Below are 19,521 nucleotides of genomic sequence, written 5' to 3'. Positions count from 1 at the left end.
AAAATTGTTTTATGAGCGTTGTTTTTCTACTCATTGGCTTTGTTTTACTGGTAATAGGAGGGGAGTTCCTGGTAAGATCTTCGGTTGCACTTTCACTAAAACTGAACATTTCCAGGATGGTGATAGGCCTTACCGTGGTATCTTTTGCTACTTCGGCTCCAGAACTGCTGGTAAGTTTACAGGCGGCCATTGATGGATTTTCAGACATCTCTCTGGGAAATGTGATAGGTTCCAATATTGCGAACATCGGTCTGGTGCTGGGATTAACAGCTATGGTTTCCCCGTTGATGGTAGACCGCGACTTCTACCGTATCAACTGGCCAATCATGATGATCTTTTCTATCATCCTTTATTTTTTCCTTCAAAGCAACAATACCTTATCCAGGATAGAAGGCGGGGCTTTGCTCCTGGGGCTGGTCATCTATCTTTTTATACTTATTAGAAGGTCACGTAGAAAAGATGAGGTGATCGTAGAGGAGGTAGACGAATCCCTGCGTGATGTACGTGGGTTTAAAATGACCATATGGCTGCTTATTGGTATTTTCGCCCTTTGGGGAGGATCTGAACTATTGGTAAAAGGCGCGGTAGATCTGGCCACTCAGCTCGGGGTAAGTGAAAGAGTGATATCGGTGACCGTCATCGCCGTGGGTACCAGTGTTCCCGAACTTGCCGCTTCGCTCATCGCTGCCATGAAAAAGGAAAAAGCGATCTCACTGGGTAACCTCATAGGTTCGAACATTTTCAATATAGCCTCGGTTCTTGGTCTTACTGCTATAATTAAACCAGTGGTGGTGCAGTCTGAAAAGATCCTCACCAGCGATATGTTCTGGATGCTGGGGATTGCCTTTGTGTTGCTGCCTATGCTGCTCATCCCGAAATATTCGGAAATGGGGCGTAAAGAAGGCTTCGTACTTCTTATAGGTTATTCTACCTTTATTATTCTTACCCTGGTATAAATTTTACAGTCTTCCAGTATAGGTAGTCTACTTCTGGCTAATTGCCATTATTTTGAAAGCTCCAGAATGGAGCTTCAGTGCTTCAAACTTCCTGGGATTAGATTTTCAAACTAATCCTTTCCTGATTCGCTTAGATCTATTCTGAAAAAAAAATCGGGTCTTTCAAATCATTTAATACTGAAATCATTCAATTCAGCACGGAGTATGTTAAAGCTTTTATAATATTAAATAAATATTAAACCCCTCTCATGTCGGGGTTCTAAAATGTAAAATCGTGTTAAAATTTATATTACCCCTATTTTTTGAGGGGTGAAAATTAAAAATTATCATTTTTTAAGCATTAAACCTTCAATTATTCAGTCCATATATATTATATTCGCAGCTTTAAGTCGGGGTTTTTTATTTCACCCCGGTTTGGATGAAAAAAATCAGGTAAAAGATAAAATACCAACAACTTAAATATTAAAAACCTAATATGGCGACTTTACGATTTCAAGCATTAAAAGAAACTTTAAACCGCAAGGCTTTAAAAATTGAAGAGCCTGCAAGAAGATCTGAAATTTTCTCCACCAATGTGTTCAATGAAACTGTAATGAGACAGTTCCTGACCAAGGAGGCTTATCAGAATGTGACCGAAGCTATGCGTACCGGTAAGAAAATAGACCGTAACGTAGCCGATCATATTTCAACAGGAATGAAGGAATGGGCGATCTCTAAAGGGGTTACTCATTATACTCACTGGTTCCAGCCATTAACCGGAACCACTGCAGAGAAGCATGATTCTTTCTTTGAACCTTTAAGTGAAGGGCTTGCGATCGAAAAGTTTGGTGGCGGTCAATTGGTACAGCAGGAGCCAGATGCTTCAAGTTTCCCAAGTGGAGGTATTAGAAATACTTTTGAAGCTCGTGGATATACTGCGTGGGATCCAACCTCTCCGGCATTCATCTGGGGAACTACCCTATGTATCCCTACCATCTTCGTATCTTATACGGGAGAGGCACTAGATAACAAAACTCCATTATTAAGAGCACTTCAGGCTGTAGACCATGCGGCTACAGATGTTGCTAAATATTTTGACAAGAACGTAAAGAAAGTGAATGCTACCCTTGGATGGGAGCAGGAATACTTCCTTATAGACTCAGCCCTGGTAGCTTCCAGGCCTGATATCACCCTTACCGGAAGGACCCTTCTTGGACACTCCCCGGCTAAAGGTCAGCAGTTAGACGATCACTATTTTGGATCTATTCCTTCAAGAGCCATCGCTTTTATGATGGATCTAGAGATCGAATGTATGAAGCTTGGAATTCCGGTAAAGACCCGTCATAACGAGGTTGCACCAAACCAGTTCGAGCTTGCACCGATCTTTGAAGAAGCGAACCTTGCGGTAGACCACAATTCCTTGATCATGGATGTGATGAAGAAAGTTGGGGAAAGACACAATCTTGCCGTGCTTATGCACGAAAAACCATTTGCCGGGATCAACGGAAGTGGTAAACACAATAACTGGTCGCTGGCTACAGATACAGGAACAAACCTGTTATCTCCAGGATCAACTCCAATGAAAAACCTTCAGTTCCTTACTTTCTTTGTGAATACCATCAAGGCAGTATACGACCATGAAGAACTGCTTAGAGCTGCCATTGCGAGTGCATCTAACGATCACCGCCTTGGAGCTAACGAAGCGCCACCGGCAATACTTTCAGTATTTATCGGTTCTCAGCTAACTAAGGTTCTTGATGAACTGGAAAAAGTTACTGATGGAAAACTTTCTCCACAGGAGAAAACCGATCTTAAACTGAACGTGGTAGGTAAGATCCCCGAGATCTTACTTGATAATACCGACAGAAACAGGACTTCTCCTTTCGCCTTTACCGGGAACAAATTCGAATTCCGTGCCGTAGGTTCACTAGCCAATTGTGCCGGAGCGATGACCGTATTGAACTCTATAGTTGCCAAGCAGCTTAAAGAATTCAAAGTTGAGGTAGATAAGCTTATCAAGAGCAAGAAGATGAAGAAAGACGATGCTATCTTCAACGTGCTTAGAGAATATATCAAGAAATCTAAAAAGATCCGTTTTGAAGGAGATGGATATGGGGAAGCCTGGGAAAAAGAAGCTGAAAAGCGTGGCCTAAGTAACAACCGTACTACTCCGCAGGCCCTTAAAGCCCAGGTAAGCAAAAGTACCATCAAGTTATATAAGGATCTTGAAGTGATGAACGAGACAGAGATCGAGGCTCGTCACGAGATCGAACTTGAGGAGTACGCGATGAGAATTCAGATTGAAGGACGTGTACTTGGAGATATCGCACGTAACCACGTGATCCCAACCGCTATTCGTTACCAGAACATCCTTATCAAGAACGTTCGCGGACTTAAGGATATCTACGGAGAAGAATTCGCAAGACATGCTAAGGAGCAATTGGAGATCATCGAGAGCATTTCTGCGCACATCGCTACCATCAACTCTAAAGTGAATGCCATGATCGAAGCAAGAAAAGTTGCCAACAAGATCGAGGATTCTGAAGAGAAAGCTTTCGCTTACTGTGATGATGTGAAGCCTTACTTTGAAGAAATAAGATATCACTGTGACAAACTGGAACTGCTTGTAGACGATGAGCTTTGGCCATTGACCAAGTACAGAGAAATGTTATTCACTAGATAATTCTGTTAAACTGAAATTTGAAAAGCCACGCCCAAAAGCGTGGCTTTTTTATTTAAAAATCAGCGATTATTTACCAGAAGTCTTTAAACTATTTATCTTTGAAATCTCTAAGAAAAAGTCATGAGCAAAGAAGTAAGTAAGCGATATTCAGGAAGAGGCGTTTCTGCCGGAAAAGAAGATGTACATAATGCCATAAAAAATGTGGATAAAGGTCTTTTCCCAAAGGCTTTCTGTAAGATCGTTCCAGATCATTTAACCGGCAGCGAGGATCATTGCCTGATCATGCATGCCGATGGTGCGGGAACCAAATCTTCTCTTGCTTATATGTACTGGAAGGAGACCGGTGATATTTCGGTATGGAAAGGTATCGCCCAGGATGCGCTTATCATGAACATAGATGATCTGCTTTGCGTGGGCGCCACCGATAATATCTTGCTTTCGTCTACTATAGGAAGAAATAAAAACCTTATCCCTGGAGAGGTGATTTCTGCCATTATCAACGGAACCGAAGAACTTATTGCTGAACTAAAGGATTTCGGGGTTGAGATACATTCTACCGGTGGGGAAACTGCCGATGTTGGTGATCTTGTAAGGACTATTATCGTAGATTCCACGGTAACTGCAAGAATGGCGAAAAAGGACGTGATAGATAATGCGAATATCAAGCCCGGCAATGTGATCGTTGGACTTGCTTCTTTTGGGCAGGCCAGTTACGAAAAGGAATATAACGGGGGAATGGGCAGTAACGGCTTAACTTCTGCTCGTCATGATGTATTTTCAAAAGTTCTTGCTGAAAAATATCCTGAATCGTTCGATGCTTCTATCCCGGAAGAGCTGGTTTACTCCGGAAATAAAATGCTTACCGAGGAGGTTGAAAACTCCCCTATAGATGCCGGGAAACTAGTGCTTTCTCCAACCAGGACCTACGCGCCTATTATCAAGAAGATATTGAAAGACATTGGGAACGATAAAATAGACGGGATGGTTCATTGTAGTGGTGGCGCACAGACCAAGATTCTTCATTTTATAGATAAGAATCACGTGATCAAGGACGATCTTTTCGATACTCCGCCGCTATTCAAAATTATCCAGGAAGAAAGCAAGACCGACTGGAAGGAGATGTACCAGGTTTTCAATATGGGACATCGCATGGAACTGTATGTAAATGAAAGTGTAGCTGCAGAGATCATCGAAATTTCGAGATCATTCAATGTAGAGGCGAAGATCATTGGTAGGGTAGAAGCCTCAGAAGCTAAGAAACTTACCATTAAAAGTGCACACGGGGAATTCGAATATTAAAAATCCCATTTTAAGTAAAACCGGAAGTTGATTCTTTTCGTAATTATTGATAACCAATCAAATTAAAATGTTATCAAAATTATTTCTACCGGTTCTTACGCTGGTTTTAGTGCTTTCCAATTGTTTTGTGATCTATGAATATGGCCAGGATGCCAGTCGCTGGGGCCGGCTTATAACAACAGGGATATTTCTGTTCCTATTAATTTGCCAGAAGGTTTATAGTAAGAGGATACTTTCCGCCTTCGTTTTGTTACTTCTTTCAGATACCCTGTTATTTTCCTATGAAGATTCACTGGCCAATACCGCAACTTTTCTGTTAAGGATATCGGCTTACCTGATGCTGGTTTTTACGGTGCTTCCCGAATTGAAGAACCTTAAAAGCAGTCTTTTTCAGAAGCTCATCTTTTTTGTCGTTTTTGTGCTTAACCTTGGTATGTTGTTCATGCTGGTGGATATGGTACCTCCAAAATTTGGCTATCCTTACCTGAACGTGCTCTTCTATGCCTACGGGATTTCCATGATCACCATGCTTATTGCCGCGATCTCCTATAGCAATCGGTACTCCAACAAGACCTCGTTTTATTATACCGCGGCCAGCCTTTGCCTGGTATTTTCAGACATCACTTCTTTTATCGCATATTACCTGGAGTTCTACGAATTTTATTTTCCAGACAGGATTTTCTATATTCTCGGGATAGCGGGGATGGTGAAATTTGCTACTTTCGCCAGGAGCCACGAGGCTGTGGCCGAATTAGAAAGCCTTTAAAGCTTTCCCTGCTAAATCTGGCAAATTATCGTAAATTTGCTTTCCTAAATTCAGTAGTAGTATATGATTGATAAGCTTAATATCGTAAAACAGCGGTTTGATGAGGTGAACGATTTGATTATTCAGCCGGATGTAATTTCAGACCAGAAGCGATATATTGAATTAAATAAAGAATATAAGGACCTTCGGGCCCTGATGGATGAGCGCGAGAAATACATTAGCCTCACCGATAATATCCAGGAAGCTGAAGAGATCATTTCAGACGGGAGCGATCCTGAAATGACCGAAATGGCCAAACTTCAGCTAGAAGAAGCTAAGGAGCAACTTCCTGAACTTGAAGAAAAGATCAGGATGATGCTTATTCCTAAAGATCCTGAAGACGCCAAGAACGTGGTGATCGAGATCAGGGCCGGTACCGGTGGTGACGAGGCAAGTATCTTTGCCGGCGACCTTTACCGTATGTATACCAAATATGTGGAAAGCAAGGGCTGGAGCCACAATATCGTAGATTTTAGTGAAGGTACCAGTGGAGGTTTCAAGGAGATGATCTTTGAGGTTTCTGGTGAGGATGTTTACGGAACCATGAAATTCGAGGCAGGAGTACACCGTGTACAGCGTGTGCCTCAAACCGAAACCCAGGGCCGTGTGCATACTTCTGCAGCAACCGTAATGGTTCTGCCTGAAGCTGAGGAATTCGACGTGGAGATAGATCCAAAAGATGTGCGTATCGATTACTTCTGTTCGTCCGGACCTGGAGGACAGTCGGTGAACACCACTTATTCAGCCGTAAGATTAACCCACGAACCTACAGGATTGGTTGCCCAGTGCCAGGATCAGAAATCACAGCACAAGAACAAGGAAAAAGCTTTCCGTGTGCTTCGTTCCAGGTTATATGAAATGGAGCTGGCCAAGAAGATGGAAGCCGATGCTGCAAAAAGGAATTCCATGGTTTCCAGTGGAGACCGTAGTGCGAAGATAAGGACCTATAATTACGCCCAGAGCCGTGTGACCGATCACAGGATCAACCTTACACTTTATGATCTTTCCAATATCATCAATGGTGATATTCAGAAGATCATCGATGAGTTGCAGCTGGCGGAAAATACTCAGAAACTAAAAGAGAATTCAGATATGCTTTAGTTAGATATTAGATGTTAGAAATTAGAAGTGGGATATTGTGAACAGGTCTTTCCAGTGTATGATAGAATTTTTATTTTCTGATAACTGATAACTGATAACTGATAACTGATAACTGATAACTGATAACTGATAAATGACATCACAGGAGCTAACCGAGCAAATATTTAAGAAAAAATCTTTTTTATGTGTAGGATTGGATACCGATCTGGATAGAATTCCCACCTACCTGCTTTCAGAAAAGGATCCTGTTTTCAGTTTTAATAAGGCGATCATCGACGCCACCCACGAATATTGTGTTGCCTATAAACCCAATATCGCCTTTTACGAGGCCATGGGGGTAGATGGCTGGAAAGGTTTGAAAAAGACCATAGATTACCTTCATTCAGAATATCCAGATCTGTATACCATTGCCGATGCCAAGCGTGGGGATATTGGAAATACTTCCAGGATGTACGCCAAGGCCTTTTTTGAGGACCTGGGCTTCGACTCGGTGACCGTCGCACCTTATATGGGGAAAGATTCTGTGGAGCCTTTCCTGGAATTTACGAACAAGCATACTATTTTACTGGCACTTACCTCTAACCAGGGAGCTTTCGACTTTCAGACCTTGAAAACAGACGATAAAGAGTTATATAAAAAGGTGATCGAAACCTCCAGGGAATGGAACAACTCTGAAAACCTTATGTACGTGGTAGGAGCCACCAAAGCCGAATACCTCGCAGAGATCCGTAAGATGATCCCTGAAAATTTCCTGTTGGTTCCCGGTGTAGGGGCACAGGGAGGTAACCTTGAGGAAGTATGTAAATACGGGATCACGAAAAATGTAGGCCTTCTGGTGAATTCTTCGCGCAAGATCATCTATGCCTCAGATTCTTCTAATTTCGCTGAAATTGCAGGAGCCAAAGCTGAAGCCATGCAGAACCAGATGGCCCTGGAGCTGGAAAAACTATAGCCTCCATATGCTGATTCAGGATCAAATAGGGCGAACCATTGAACTGAAGCAAACTCCTGAAAGAATTATTTCACTGGTGCCAAGCCAGACAGAACTATTGGTCGATCTTGGACTGGAAAGCTCACTCGTGGGCATCACTCACTATTGCGTTCATCCACCTGTCCTAAAAAAGCTCAAGACCAGTGTTGGCGGTACCAAAAAGGTAAACTTAAGAAAGGTGAGAGAACTGCAGCCGGATATAATCTTATGCAATAAAGAAGAGAATACCCGGGAGATGGTAGAAGAGCTTGAAAAGATAGCTCCGGTTCATGTTTCAGATGTTAGTAGCCTGGAAGATGCTTACCGGCTAATGCTGGAGTATGGAAAGGTTTTTGACCGGAAAGAGCTGGCCGCTACCATGGTGGGGACCATCAGGAAAAAGGCAGAAGAACTGGAAAAAATAGTTGAACAGGCTATAGTAAAAAAAGTGGCTTATTTTATCTGGAATAAACCATTAATGGTCGCCGGACAGGGTACTTTTATCAACGCGATGCTGAAATTGGCTGGCTTTGAAAATGTAATAAAATCAAGTAGATACCCTGAAACGAGCTTTGAGGAATTGAAAGAATTAGAACTGGATATTTGTTTGTTGTCTTCTGAACCTTTCCCTTTTGCAGAAGAACATATAAAGGAATTCTCGGGAATTGCAGAAGAGGTTGAAATAGTAGATGGAGAATACTTTAGCTGGTATGGCAGCCGCTTAATAGAAGCGATGGATTATTTTAAAAAGCTTCGCTCTTAGTTTCGACCTTATTACAATTCATCCTGCGAAGTTCTGCCAGGATCTTTTGCGCACGATAGTTAAGCTGGTCGCTTTTCTTTTTATCGACCAAAGCCACCCTATACGATCGCTCCATTAATTGAGAGTATTTTTCGCACAGGCGCTCTTCCTTCGTTTTATTGTCAAAAATTCTAAACATGATCATTTTCAATTTTTCCGTTCAACATTTATCAATTCAGCATGAAACAAAGCTAAGCAGGTTCCACGTTATAGTTTGATAATCATGAGTTAAGTTTGTTCTAAATTACTCCAGTAATCAGATTGAAAGTGTTAAAATATTATAGATTGTAAGAAAATTCTGCATTATCCTGTAGCGCAAATACCTTTCGTAAAAGATCTGTGGTTCTTGCCGATACGCTGCTCCTGATATCCTTTTCTTCCTGGGCGATCATCAGGTAAACTCCATCTAGAGCTTCGTTGGTCACATAATCTGGAAGATCTGGATTTACCTTTGAAGTTAACGGAATGCTGTTATATTTTTCGATGATATTTTTCCATATCCTAGTAGCTCCAACCTTGTTCAGTGAATTGCTTATGATGGGATTGAATTTCGTGTAAAGTTCTTCCTCGGTCTTGTTATTCAGATAAACGGTTGCGGCATTGTCTGCTCCTAACAGGATATTTCGGGCATCGGTAAAAGTGATGCCTTTCACCGCATTGGCGAATACGGGTATGGCTTCGCTAACGGCATCTTCAGCGGCGCGGTTCAAAACCTTAAGACCCTCATCGGCGAGAGCATCCAGCCCTACATCCCTTAGAGTTTGATCTACTTTTTGCAATTCCGGTGGCAGGCCTATTCTAACCAGTTCGTTGTTGAAAAAACCATCTTCCTGGGCCAGTTTGGTCACCTCTTTATCTATTCCAAACTCAAGCGCCTGTCTAAGTCCTGAGCTTATTTCAGCGTCACTTATTGTGTAAGGATTAGGGAGCTGGGTGGCAATTTGTTGTAATTCAGCACAGCTGCTTAATAGGAAGATTGCGCAAAGAGCGATTAATTTTTTCATACCTCGAATTTTTTCAAATATAGAAATGAGCAGCTTTTAACCAGCTTTTAAAAAGTTATATTAATACTAAAGCTTTAGAAAACAGTAGGATTTGATCATTACATTTATAGCTGAAAAAGATTTTTTTTCCTGAAACTTAAAAAAGAGCTATTTAAGAAAAACCATTAACAGCTTTCATTGCGATTTTCGTAAATTGCAGGTCAAATTTTCAGACATCATTAAAAATGGAACAACAAAGTCCGTATAAACCTAAAAATAAAATAAGAATTGTTACTGCTGCCTCTCTTTTCGATGGTCACGATGCTGCGATCAATATCATGCGTCGTATCATCCAGGCAACCGGGGTTGAGGTAATTCACCTTGGTCACGACCGTAGTGTGGAAGAGGTGGTGAACTGTGCGATCCAGGAAGATGCCCACGCGATCGCTATGACTTCTTACCAGGGAGGTCATATAGAATATTTTAAATATATGTTCGACCTGCTTAATGAGAAAGGCGCAGGGCATATCAAGATCTTTGGCGGCGGAGGAGGAGTGATCCTTCCCGAAGAGATCAAGGAATTGATGGATTACGGGATAGATCGCATCTATTCTCCGGATGATGGCCGTGAGATGGGCCTTCAGGGCATGATCAACGATATGATCAAAAGGGTAGATAATGAAGTGCCATCTTTAAAGGATACAGAAAAGGTTAAGGAGAATCTTCAGAAGAAAGAGGTGACCACAATTTCCCGCCTTATCTCACTGGCTGAAAACAGGCGAGAGGATTTCCTGAAAGCTTTTAAACATGATAATTATAAATTTGAAAATACTCCTGTATTAGGTATAACCGGTACGGGTGGTTCAGGGAAATCCAGCCTTGTGGATGAGCTGGTAAGAAGGTTTCTGATGGATTTTCCTGAAAAACATATTGGAATTATTTCCGTAGATCCTTCCAAGAAGAAGACTGGTGGAGCATTGCTTGGTGACAGGATACGTATGAATTCCATTAACCATGAGCGGGTTTATATGCGCTCTTTGGCGACAAGACAGGCGAATTTGGCTCTTTCAAAATATGTAGCCGAAGCTGTTGATGTATTGAAGGCAGCTAAGTATGACCTTATAATTTTGGAGACTTCCGGAATCGGGCAAAGTGATACGGAGATCCTGGATCATTCAGATGTTTCCCTTTATGTAATGACGCCTGAATTTGGTGCAGCCACCCAGTTGGAGAAGATCGACATGCTTGATTTTGCCGACCTGGTAGCGATCAATAAGTTCGATAAACGAGGAGCCCAGGATGCTTTAAGGGATGTAAAGAAGCAATACCAGCGTAACCACCAGTTGTGGCATGAGGATGCTGAAAAGCTACCTGTTTTTGGGACCATAGCTTCCCAGTTCAACGATCCGGGAATGAACACGCTATATAAGAGCATTATGGATAAGGTGGAAGAAAAGACCGACTCCGGACTTTCTTCGACTTTTGAGATCTCTAAGGAAATGAGCGAGAAGATCTTCGTGATCCCTCCGAAGCGTACCCGTTACCTTTCTGAAATTGCTGAAAACAACCGCAGCTATGACGAAAAAGCTCAGAAACAGGTTGAGGTAGCTCAGAAGTTATATGGTATCTATAAGACCATTGAAACTGTGGCCGGGATAAAGTCTGAATTTGGAAAAGACCAGGTAAAATACCTGGATAAGAACGGAATCGACCAGGAAGAGATCTATGAATATGCCGGGGAAGATCAGAAGGACTTTTTGAAACTTCTTTTCGCGGAATTCGATAAGGTAAAAATGGACCTGGATCCTTACAACTGGGAAATGATCCTGGCCTGGAACGAAAAGGTTACGAAATACAAGGAACCGGTTTATAAATTCAAGGTTCGTGATAAGGAGATCAAGATCGAAACTCATACCGAATCTCTTTCTCACACCCAGATCCCAAAGGTGGCCCTGCCGAAATATAAGGCCTGGGGTGATATTCTGGGCTGGTTGCTGCAAGAGAATGTACCGGGGGAATTCCCTTATACCGCGGGATTGTATCCATTCAAAAGAACCGGGGAAGATCCAACCAGGATGTTTGCCGGGGAAGGAGGTCCTGAAAGAACGAACCGTAGGTTCCATTACGTGAGCCAGGGATTACCCGCAAAAAGACTATCCACAGCTTTCGATTCGGTTACCCTTTACGGTAATGATCCGGATCACCGGCCAGATATCTACGGAAAGATCGGGAACTCTGGTGTTTCTATCTGCTGCCTGGATGACGCGAAAAAATTATATTCAGGTTTTGACCTGGCCGATGCGATGACTTCGGTAAGTATGACCATCAATGGTCCGGCGCCTATGTTGTTAGGTTTCTTTATGAACGCGGCCATAGACCAGAACTGTGAAAAATACATCAAGGAAAACGGACTGGAGGATAAGGTTGAAGCCAAACTGAAAGAGCTTTATGACGACCAGGGTATCGACCGTCCGCAATATCGCGGGGAGCTTCCCGAAGGAAATGACGGGCTTGGATTAATGCTTCTGGGAGTAACCGGTGACCAGGTACTTCCGAAGGATGTATATGAAAAAATAAAAGAAGATACCATTAGCGTGGTGCGTGGAACTGTTCAGGCCGATATTCTGAAAGAAGACCAGGCTCAGAACACCTGTATCTTTTCTACTGAATTTGCCCTGAGGCTGATGGGTGACGTTCAGGAATACTTTATCAAGGAGAAAGTAAGAAACTTTTACTCGGTTTCTATTTCAGGATACCATATCGCTGAAGCGGGTGCGAACCCTATAACCCAGTTGGCTTTTACCCTGGCCAATGGATTCACATATGTGGAATATTACCTGAGCCGTGGAATGGACATCAATAAATTTGGTCCAAACCTATCCTTCTTCTTCTCAAACGGAGTAGACCCGGAATATGCAGTAATTGGTCGTGTGGCCAGGAGAATATGGTCCAAAGCCTTAAAGCATAAGTATGGAGCGAATGCCCGTGCACAAATGCTGAAGTATCACATCCAGACTTCCGGACGTTCTTTACATGCACAGGAGATCGATTTTAATGATATTAGAACTACTTTGCAGGCATTGTATGCGATCTATGATAACTGTAACTCGCTGCATACGAATGCTTATGATGAGGCGATCACCACGCCTACTGAAGCCTCAGTAAGAAGGGCGATGGCCATTCAGCTGATCATCAACAAGGAGCTAGGTCTTACCAAGAACGAGAATCCTATCCAGGGGTCTTTTATTATCGAAGAGCTTACCGATCTTGTGGAAGAAGCCGTACTTACCGAATTCGACCGAATTACCGAAAGAGGTGGAGTGCTTGGTGCTATGGAAACCATGTACCAGCGAGGCAAGATCCAGGAAGAAAGTCTGTATTATGAAACCCTCAAACATAATGGAGATTACCCGATCGTAGGTGTGAATACTTTTCTAAGTTCAGAAGGTTCACCAACGGTAACTCCTGGTGAGGTGATCCGTGCGACCAAGGAAGAAAAGGAACACCAGATCAAAACCCTTGAAACACTACATAAGGCCAAGGAATCCAAGGCTGATGCCGCATTGCAAAGAATTCAGAAGGCTGCAATCAATAATGAGAACCTTTTCAGTGAGCTAATGGAAGCTACCAAGGTTTGTTCTCTCGGGCAGATCACCCATGCTCTGTTCGAAGTAGGAGGACAGTACAGAAGAAATATGTAAGCAGATCGCCCGCTTTACAGAATGAAATGAATGAAAAGCGGTGCAGGCTGCTTATCCCGATAAGCGTAGCGATATCAGGATCATATAATAATCTTAAAAATAATCCCGGATTTTTTCTGGGATTTTTTATTTTACAACAACTATATACTTGTTTGATTTAAAGGTTTTTACATATTTATTAGTTCAATTTAATTATGTAGATTGTATATGCAATAGTTAGTCCCTGCCATCTGTCTACTGTTATTGGTTTTAAATAACTTTCTATTGAGCCTGAACAATTATTATAAGGAACTTAAGCGTCGCAATGTATTCAAAGCGGCCCTGGCATATATTGTAGTATGCTGGATCATTCTTCAGGTTATTTCAATAGTTTTCCCCATGTTCGGAATTCCCAACAATATTTCGAAGGCCGTCCTTTTCATTCTAATTATTGGTTTCCCTATCTGGCTTGTTTTTGCCTGGGTTTATGAAGTAACCCCGGACGGTTTAAAAAAGACTGAAAATGTAAAAAAGGAACAGTCCATAATTGCTGAAACCAGCAGTAAATTCAATAAGCTCATTCTTGGAGCTTTAGCTATAGCGATCATTTTACTTGCAATAAACGTTTACGGGACTTATTCAGATAAAAATTCAAGCCAGGAAAATTCTAAATCTCAGGAAGTTGTTTTAAAAGAAAATCCTGAAGAGGAGTTGGAAAAATCTATCGCCGTTCTGGCTTTTGAAAATATGACTTCAGATGAAGAACAGGAATATTTCTCAGACGGAATTAGCGAGGAGATCCTGAATTACCTGGCGAAAAATCCCGAGCTTACTGTTATTAGCCGCACTTCCTCATTTTCATTCAAAAATAAAGCTGTAGATATTCAAACTATTGGTGAAAAGTTAAATACCAATTATATACTCGAAGGCAGCGTTAGAAAAGCCGATAGTATGGTACGCATAACCGTACAGCTTATACAGGTGAATAATGGTGCACACCTTTGGTCTGAAACATACGACCGTAAAATGCAGGATATTTTTGCTATTCAGGATGAGATCGCCGAGAAAGTGACCCGCAACCTGGAAGTGAATTTACTAGGTCTAAATATCCCTTCTGTTGATATCGAGGCCTATAACAAATTCCTTCAAGCGAAGGAGATATATCTAAGATTTACGAAAGAATCCTTTGAAAGGGCGAGCAGGTTAATCAATGAGGCTGTGCAAATTGATTCAAATTATGCGCCTATTTGGTTATATAAAGCGGGTATAAGACTTTCTGAAGGATATATCCGTGAATTTACGGAGGAGGAAGAAGAAGAATTATTAGAAAGGGTAATATCTGAAATCGAAAGAGCTATTAAGATAGATCCTGATTATGCCCATGCTTATGCCTCCCTGGCGGAAAAATATCAACAAAAAGGAGACTATGTAACCGCTAAAAAATATTTTGAAAAAGCCTTTAAGTTACAGCCAAATGATGATGCGGTTTTACAATTATTAAGTCGCTATCAAGGTCTGGAATCTTCTCAGGTTACTAAACTCGCCAGGAAGTCTGTAGAGCTCGATCCACTAGAAGGACTCTCTTATCTCCATTTAGCACTTGCTTTGTTTTATGAAAGAGAATATGAGGAATGTTTAAATGCATTTGATATTTATCTGGTTTATTATCCCTACACATTAGGCATAGCTGGTTTTCACGCCGAATTTTTTGCTATGGCAGGGAAAAAGGAAGAGGCCTATAAGGCTTTAAAAAAAGAAACCTTTGATTATTCCCTGAAGTATACACCTATGATACTAGCAGTTATTTTTAACGATCCGGATAAGGAGAAACTTATAGAACAATTTATTCAAACTTATGGGGAAAGTAATCCTTATGGGGTTGCACAGGCATATGCATATCAAAATAAAAAAAAGGAAGCCTATAAATGGCTGGAAAAAGCCATCTCGAACAAAATTCGCAATATTTTTCAAATTAAAAAGGATCCTTATATGGATAATTTAAGAGAGGATAAGCGATTTAAGGAATTACTGACGAAAATAGAATTTCCCGAGCCTTTGGATATTGATCTAAGCAGGATTAAACTCAATGATCAGTAAAAGGAAAAATCCCCAAATTCTTTTCTGGATTCTCTTTATAAAGTCAATCTCCAGGTTCGCTGGAGTTTTCTGAATTTCAATAATTCCTTGCGAAGGATGGGTAGAAATTCCTTTCCATCACTGTTAGCATATTCCAGGTTCTCGCAATTGCGGAATAACCTATCGGTCAGTTTGCTAACCGAACTGATATATCTTGAACGGCTATCCTGGAAAAATTCATTCTCAGCCTTCGATATATTCCAGATAAGAGACTGGGATTGCCTGATGATATCGCCCGTAAAATATACGTAGCGACTTTCACTTCCATTCTCGTTCAGTGAAGCCAGGTCTGGGGTAAGATAATCGGATATCCTCCTGGAGATCTTCATGATCTCCTGGGCCTTAAAATATAAAGCCGAATACCTACGTCCCTGATTTCCTACTGAGTGATTCACTGCAAATTTTTATACTAATTTAATCAGGAAATCATTCTCAAGGCTTTTAAATTATTTGTCTAAATATTATTTATCTTTAAAAATTAAATATATAAAGTCGCTTAACTTTAAATTTATATGGATAAACTGAACTGGGCCATACTCGAAGAATTGCAGAAAAATGCCAGGGTTTCCTTTTCTGAGATAGGGCGAAAAATTGGCCTTACCTCTCCCGCCGTAGCAGAACGGGTTAGAAAGATGGAAGACGCCGGGATCATAAATTCATATAAGGTAAACCTTTCCCATCAGAAAGCTGGTTACCAGTTAAAGGCAATCATCACCCTGAGAGCTTTTACCGGAAGACTTAAGGCTTTCCTGGAAACAGTAAAGGAATTTAAAGAAGTTGTAAACTGCTATCGTATCACCGGGAACGAGAATATCATCATGGAGGTGGTCCTTCGTGACCAGGTACATCTTGAAAAACTTATCGATAGACTTATTACCTACGGGGAGACCCGTACCCATATCATTTTGTCTAATGTAATAGAAGATGCTCCAATAAGGCCAGGGCTCTGATATTTGTGCTCAAAGTTGAAAATTCTTAAAGATTATTAAACCTGGATACTAGCACAAATGTTAAAAAATGTAGGTTTCAGGCCTATTATTAACAGCTGGTTATCAACTCGTTTTCTTTTAGTTAAATTGGGTTTAATTGTAATTTTATTAGGAATATATCGTCTTATCTGTACTTAAATTTGCTTTAAGAAAGTAAGTAAAAAACAAGTTATGAAGAAGAAGACGCTATTATTTTTTACGCTGACATTGATCACAGGATTGATTGGTTTTACCGGATTGTCATTTTCGGGAATTGAAGTTATTAGAGTGATGTTCCTGATTTTTGCAGATCTGGTAGTGGTTTCTTTGATGGCCAAACTATTTTTTCCCGACAAACCAAAGGTTAAATATCAGCCCGTAGACAGAGATTAAAATATAAATTTTTAAAGGATTAACCCGTCAATTTTAATTGGCGGGTTTTTTTGTGGAATAAAAAATGTGGTATTTCATTATATTTAGACCTAATCGCAGCTTATGAAAAATCTACTACTAGCCATATTCGTACTTTCATTCATTAATATTACTGCCCAGGAATACCGTATCAAAAGGGGAGAAACAACAGATTCCCTGCCCATTCCTGGAGATAGTGATAAAACTTATTCCCTTTATTTGCCCAGAGACTATTCACCTGAAAAACAATGGGCTACTATTTTCGTTTTCGACCCTCAGGGAAGGGGTACCAATACAGCCAATCTTTTTCGAATGGCGGCCGAGGAGCAGCAATATATCGTTGCTTCAGCTAACCTAGACCTCAAATCTCAGCCAATAGATTCTATCATTAAGTCTGCCACCTCCATGGTTAATGGCATTTTGCAATCCCTGCCGGTAGATCCAGAGCTGGTATATTCTGCCGGGATGGGTGAAGGTGCACAGGTGAGCTCGGCGCTGGCACATATTTATAAGAACATGGCCGGAGTAATGGCTATTGGAAACTCATTTGTTAACCCTGCTTATATAGACAAAACCAGTCCTTATATGTTCATTGGCGCAGCAGGGAAAAAGGATTATATGGTATATGAGATCGAAAAATACCTGAAATTCTACGATGACCTCAATTTTCCTACAGAGGTGCATTATTTTGACGGAAAGGAAGATGAGTGGCCTGAAGCCATTGTGGTCTCCAATGCGATGACCGGTTTTACGCTTCAGGCGATAAGAGATGGGTTAAGACCGAACGATGCCAGCTTTGTTCAGCAGCTTTTTGAAAAGGAAATGGAATATGCAGAATCTCTGCGAAGAACTCGAAATTATTACGCGGCCTATGAAAAACTGGAGCGCATGGAAGAAAAATATGAAGGCTTTGGTTTTGAAGATACCATAGAAAATAAAATGAAAGAGATCAAAACCATCCGTGGATTCAGGTCCCAGCGCAGTGATTTCAGGCAGGCTATTTCTTTTGAGAAGGAGCAGCAAAGGGAATATGAATATCTCCTGGAATCAGATATCAGGAGCGTGAATTTTGAGAATATTGGCTGGTGGGCCTACCAGATAGATGAATTGGAGAAGCTGAAGGAGGGTAGCGATATAGCAAAATCTAATATGGCTCATCGCCTTGTGGGTTACCTGGACTTTCTAACCAAAAGGGAATACAATACGATAATGGAGGTTAAGGTTCCTATAGATGTTAAGATCTTTATTAGTGTGTTAAGAACAGCGATCAATAAAAATGCCCCGGAAGCTTACCTGAATATCATTTCCCTGGCAGCGGCAGATGGTGACCAGGATACCGCCTTATTATACCTCGAGGATCTGCTGAAGACAGGTTATTCAGATATGGAATCCCTTTATAATATCGAAGGCGCCCTGGATCTTCAATTCACTCCGGAATATAACAGGATCGTAAAAAAATACCTGGGAGAATCTAAATTCTTTAAAGATCAGGAGATCAAATAACGGTTTCCCTTTTTAGAAGTCCTTTCAGAAGTAATAAAAGTGCACAGGCGAAGATGGCCAGGCCTAACATTACATACCAGGTGAACTCAAAACCAAAATTATCGATAAGCTGCATTCCGCTGTTATGCCCAAAAATATGGCTTACCGAAAAGGCAATACTATAAAGCGCCATGTAGGACCCCCTTTTTTTGCCATCTGATCGGTTCAGGGCGAAGCTGTTGGAAAACGGAAATCCTATCATCTCTCCAATGGTTGCGAGCAGCATCCCCACTACCAGTATCCCTACCCAGTCGGTAAGGTTTATCACCAGGAAACTAAAGCCCGTAAGCAAAGTTCCAAGGATCACATATCCCGTGGCTGAATGTTCCTTGCTTTCCAGGAACTTGATGAGCGGCATTTCAAAGAGAAAAATAAAAAGTCCGTTAAGCCCCAGTAAGAGTCCTATCTCGAATTCGTCCAGCTTATGATGTTCGGCATAGAAAAGCGGCATGGTCGAGAAATACTGGATAAAAATAAAGCCAAAGATGATCATCGCTAATATGAAGATCATATACAATTTATCGCTTATGGCCGATTTTGCCCTAATGATGATATCTTCAGGCTCGGGATTGGAACGTTTGGGATGCAGTAGCTTCAATAGGAGGATTCCGGCGGCAAGACAGGTGAGCCCGTCCACCCAGAACAGTCCGCTGTATCCGCCGGTGGCAATGATCAAACCACCCAGGGCCGGGCCGGCAGAAAAGCCAAGGTTAATAGCCAGCCTGATGAGGGTGACAGACCTGGTCCTATTCTGAGGTTTACTGTAAGCGCTAATGGCCACGAAAACTGCGGGTCTGAATATATCGGCTACTGTCATCACCAGGTAGATTCCTAAACAAATAGACCAGAAAGATTCCGGGAATTGCAGTAAAACAAAGAGTACAGAAGATAGGATAAGGCTTAAGGCCATGGTACGATAATGGCCTATCTTATCTGTGAGTTTGCCTCCCAGCCAGGAGCCGGTCACCGAGCCCAGGCCAAAAAAGCTGAGTATCCAGCCTACTTCTTCCAGCGAAAAGCCCCTGCTTTTTGTAAGGTACAAAGAGAGAAAAGGGATCACCATGGTGCCCGCCCTGTTGATGAGGGTGATCAGGGATAATAGCCAAATCTCTTTTCGTAAACCTCCAAAAGATTCAAAGTAAGACTGGAATAATTTTTTCATGGTTGGTGATGAAAGACCAAAATTAAATTAATTTCGAATGTATT

Annotated in this window: 16 protein-coding genes; 12 read left to right on the top strand and 4 right to left on the bottom strand. The window is 41.5% G+C overall.

From position 1 onward, the window contains the following. Nucleotides 1-11: 11 nt before the first annotated feature. The 7 genes from FLP08_RS04710 to FLP08_RS04680 all read left to right on the top strand — a co-directional run bounded on the left by FLP08_RS04710 (nucleotide 12) and on the right by FLP08_RS04680 (nucleotide 8,556). On the top strand, nucleotides 12-956 hold the full coding sequence (locus FLP08_RS04710; protein WP_156274562.1) for a calcium/sodium antiporter: 945 nt from the start codon (nucleotides 12-14) through the stop codon (nucleotides 954-956). Between the two features lie 475 nt (nucleotides 957-1,431). Beyond that, complete coding sequence (locus FLP08_RS04705; RefSeq protein ID WP_156274560.1) at nucleotides 1,432-3,618, top strand: glutamine synthetase III family protein; 2,187 nt, start codon at nucleotides 1,432-1,434, stop codon at nucleotides 3,616-3,618. Nucleotides 3,619-3,738: 120 nt separating this feature from the next. Next, complete coding sequence (locus FLP08_RS04700) at nucleotides 3,739-4,917, top strand: AIR synthase related protein (RefSeq protein ID WP_156274558.1); 1,179 nt, start codon at nucleotides 3,739-3,741, stop codon at nucleotides 4,915-4,917. 67 nt (nucleotides 4,918-4,984) lie between these two features. Beyond that, nucleotides 4,985-5,683 carry a lysoplasmalogenase family protein gene (locus tag FLP08_RS04695; RefSeq protein ID WP_156274556.1) on the top strand — a complete coding sequence of 233 codons (699 nt, stop codon included), beginning with the start codon at nucleotides 4,985-4,987 and terminating at the stop codon, nucleotides 5,681-5,683. Nucleotides 5,684-5,746: 63 nt separating this feature from the next. Further along, entirely contained in the window at nucleotides 5,747-6,823 is a 1,077-nt protein-coding gene (prfA, locus tag FLP08_RS04690; protein WP_156274554.1) for a peptide chain release factor 1, read from the top strand. A gap of 133 nt (nucleotides 6,824-6,956) precedes the next feature. Beyond that, nucleotides 6,957-7,775 (top strand): orotidine-5'-phosphate decarboxylase, encoded by an 819-nt coding sequence (pyrF, locus tag FLP08_RS04685; protein WP_156274552.1) that lies wholly within the window; start codon nucleotides 6,957-6,959, stop codon nucleotides 7,773-7,775. Between the two features lie 7 nt (nucleotides 7,776-7,782). Then, a complete protein-coding gene (locus tag FLP08_RS04680) occupies nucleotides 7,783-8,556 on the top strand; it encodes an ABC transporter substrate-binding protein (RefSeq protein WP_156274550.1) in 774 nt (257 codons plus the stop codon). On the opposite strand, the gene FLP08_RS04675 is transcribed toward FLP08_RS04680, so the two are convergent. Both FLP08_RS04675 and FLP08_RS04670 read right to left on the bottom strand, forming a co-directional pair. Then, nucleotides 8,537-8,734 (bottom strand): Lacal_2735 family protein, encoded by a 198-nt coding sequence (locus FLP08_RS04675; protein WP_156274548.1) that lies wholly within the window; start codon nucleotides 8,732-8,734, stop codon nucleotides 8,537-8,539. The two genes, FLP08_RS04680 and FLP08_RS04675, sit on opposite strands and share 20 nt — an antisense overlap. Nucleotides 8,735-8,873: 139 nt before the next feature. Continuing rightward, a complete protein-coding gene (locus tag FLP08_RS04670) occupies nucleotides 8,874-9,599 on the bottom strand; it encodes a DUF4197 domain-containing protein (RefSeq protein ID WP_156274546.1) in 726 nt (241 codons plus the stop codon). A 224-nt stretch (nucleotides 9,600-9,823) separates the two neighbouring features. Between FLP08_RS04670 and FLP08_RS04665 the strand changes: the two genes are divergently transcribed. Continuing rightward, nucleotides 9,824-13,279: a methylmalonyl-CoA mutase family protein gene (locus FLP08_RS04665; protein ID WP_156274544.1), complete on the top strand. Its 3,456-nt coding sequence runs from the start codon at nucleotides 9,824-9,826 to the stop codon at nucleotides 13,277-13,279. Between the two features lie 264 nt (nucleotides 13,280-13,543). After that, nucleotides 13,544-15,355, top strand: a complete 1,812-nt coding sequence (locus FLP08_RS04660; RefSeq protein WP_156274542.1) for a TPR end-of-group domain-containing protein — start codon at nucleotides 13,544-13,546, stop codon at nucleotides 15,353-15,355. Nucleotides 15,356-15,390: 35 nt separating this feature from the next. On the opposite strand, the gene FLP08_RS04655 is transcribed toward FLP08_RS04660, so the two are convergent. Beyond that, a complete protein-coding gene (locus tag FLP08_RS04655; protein ID WP_162430930.1) occupies nucleotides 15,391-15,789 on the bottom strand; it encodes a hypothetical protein in 399 nt (132 codons plus the stop codon). Between the two features lie 111 nt (nucleotides 15,790-15,900). On the opposite strand from FLP08_RS04655, the gene FLP08_RS04650 reads away from it, so the two are divergent. The 3 genes from FLP08_RS04650 (at nucleotide 15,901) to FLP08_RS04640 (ending at nucleotide 18,276) form a co-directional block, all read left to right on the top strand. Then, complete coding sequence (locus FLP08_RS04650; protein WP_162430978.1) at nucleotides 15,901-16,344, top strand: AsnC family transcriptional regulator; 444 nt, start codon at nucleotides 15,901-15,903, stop codon at nucleotides 16,342-16,344. Nucleotides 16,345-16,554: 210 nt separating this feature from the next. Then, nucleotides 16,555-16,755, top strand: a complete 201-nt coding sequence (locus tag FLP08_RS04645; RefSeq protein WP_156274538.1) for a DUF1328 domain-containing protein — start codon at nucleotides 16,555-16,557, stop codon at nucleotides 16,753-16,755. A 102-nt stretch (nucleotides 16,756-16,857) separates the two neighbouring features. Beyond that, complete coding sequence (locus FLP08_RS04640; protein ID WP_156274536.1) at nucleotides 16,858-18,276, top strand: hypothetical protein; 1,419 nt, start codon at nucleotides 16,858-16,860, stop codon at nucleotides 18,274-18,276. Here the strand turns inward: FLP08_RS04640 and FLP08_RS04635 are convergent. Next, entirely contained in the window at nucleotides 18,269-19,477 is a 1,209-nt protein-coding gene (locus tag FLP08_RS04635) for an MFS transporter (RefSeq protein WP_156274534.1), read from the bottom strand. The genes FLP08_RS04640 and FLP08_RS04635 overlap by 8 nt on opposite strands. Nucleotides 19,478-19,521 lie beyond the last annotated feature (44 nt).

Origin of the sequence: Christiangramia aestuarii (assembly GCF_009735585.1) — a bacterium.
Taxonomy (GTDB): domain Bacteria; phylum Bacteroidota; class Bacteroidia; order Flavobacteriales; family Flavobacteriaceae; genus Christiangramia; species Christiangramia aestuarii.
This window is presented reverse-complemented; position numbering and strand designations above follow the sequence as displayed.

Bases quoted from the DNA above. Each gene is read 5' to 3' on its own strand.
- FLP08_RS04710 (WP_156274562.1), top strand. From the start codon at position 12: ATGAGCGTTGTTTTTCTACTCATTGGCTTTGTTTTACTGGTAATAGGA.
- FLP08_RS04705 (WP_156274560.1), top strand. From the start codon at position 1,432: ATGGCGACTTTACGATTTCAAGCATTAAAAGAAACTTTAAACCGCAAG.
- FLP08_RS04700 (WP_156274558.1), top strand. From the start codon at position 3,739: ATGAGCAAAGAAGTAAGTAAGCGATATTCAGGAAGAGGCGTTTCTGCC.
- FLP08_RS04695 (WP_156274556.1), top strand. From the start codon at position 4,985: ATGTTATCAAAATTATTTCTACCGGTTCTTACGCTGGTTTTAGTGCTT.
- prfA (WP_156274554.1), top strand. From the start codon at position 5,747: ATGATTGATAAGCTTAATATCGTAAAACAGCGGTTTGATGAGGTGAAC.
- pyrF (WP_156274552.1), top strand. From the start codon at position 6,957: ATGACATCACAGGAGCTAACCGAGCAAATATTTAAGAAAAAATCTTTT.
- FLP08_RS04680 (WP_156274550.1), top strand. From the start codon at position 7,783: ATGCTGATTCAGGATCAAATAGGGCGAACCATTGAACTGAAGCAAACT.
- FLP08_RS04675 (WP_156274548.1), bottom strand. From the start codon at position 8,734: ATGTTTAGAATTTTTGACAATAAAACGAAGGAAGAGCGCCTGTGCGAA.
- FLP08_RS04670 (WP_156274546.1), bottom strand. From the start codon at position 9,599: ATGAAAAAATTAATCGCTCTTTGCGCAATCTTCCTATTAAGCAGCTGT.
- FLP08_RS04665 (WP_156274544.1), top strand. From the start codon at position 9,824: ATGGAACAACAAAGTCCGTATAAACCTAAAAATAAAATAAGAATTGTT.
- FLP08_RS04645 (WP_156274538.1), top strand. From the start codon at position 16,555: ATGAAGAAGAAGACGCTATTATTTTTTACGCTGACATTGATCACAGGA.
- FLP08_RS04640 (WP_156274536.1), top strand. From the start codon at position 16,858: ATGAAAAATCTACTACTAGCCATATTCGTACTTTCATTCATTAATATT.
- FLP08_RS04635 (WP_156274534.1), bottom strand. From the start codon at position 19,477: ATGAAAAAATTATTCCAGTCTTACTTTGAATCTTTTGGAGGTTTACGA.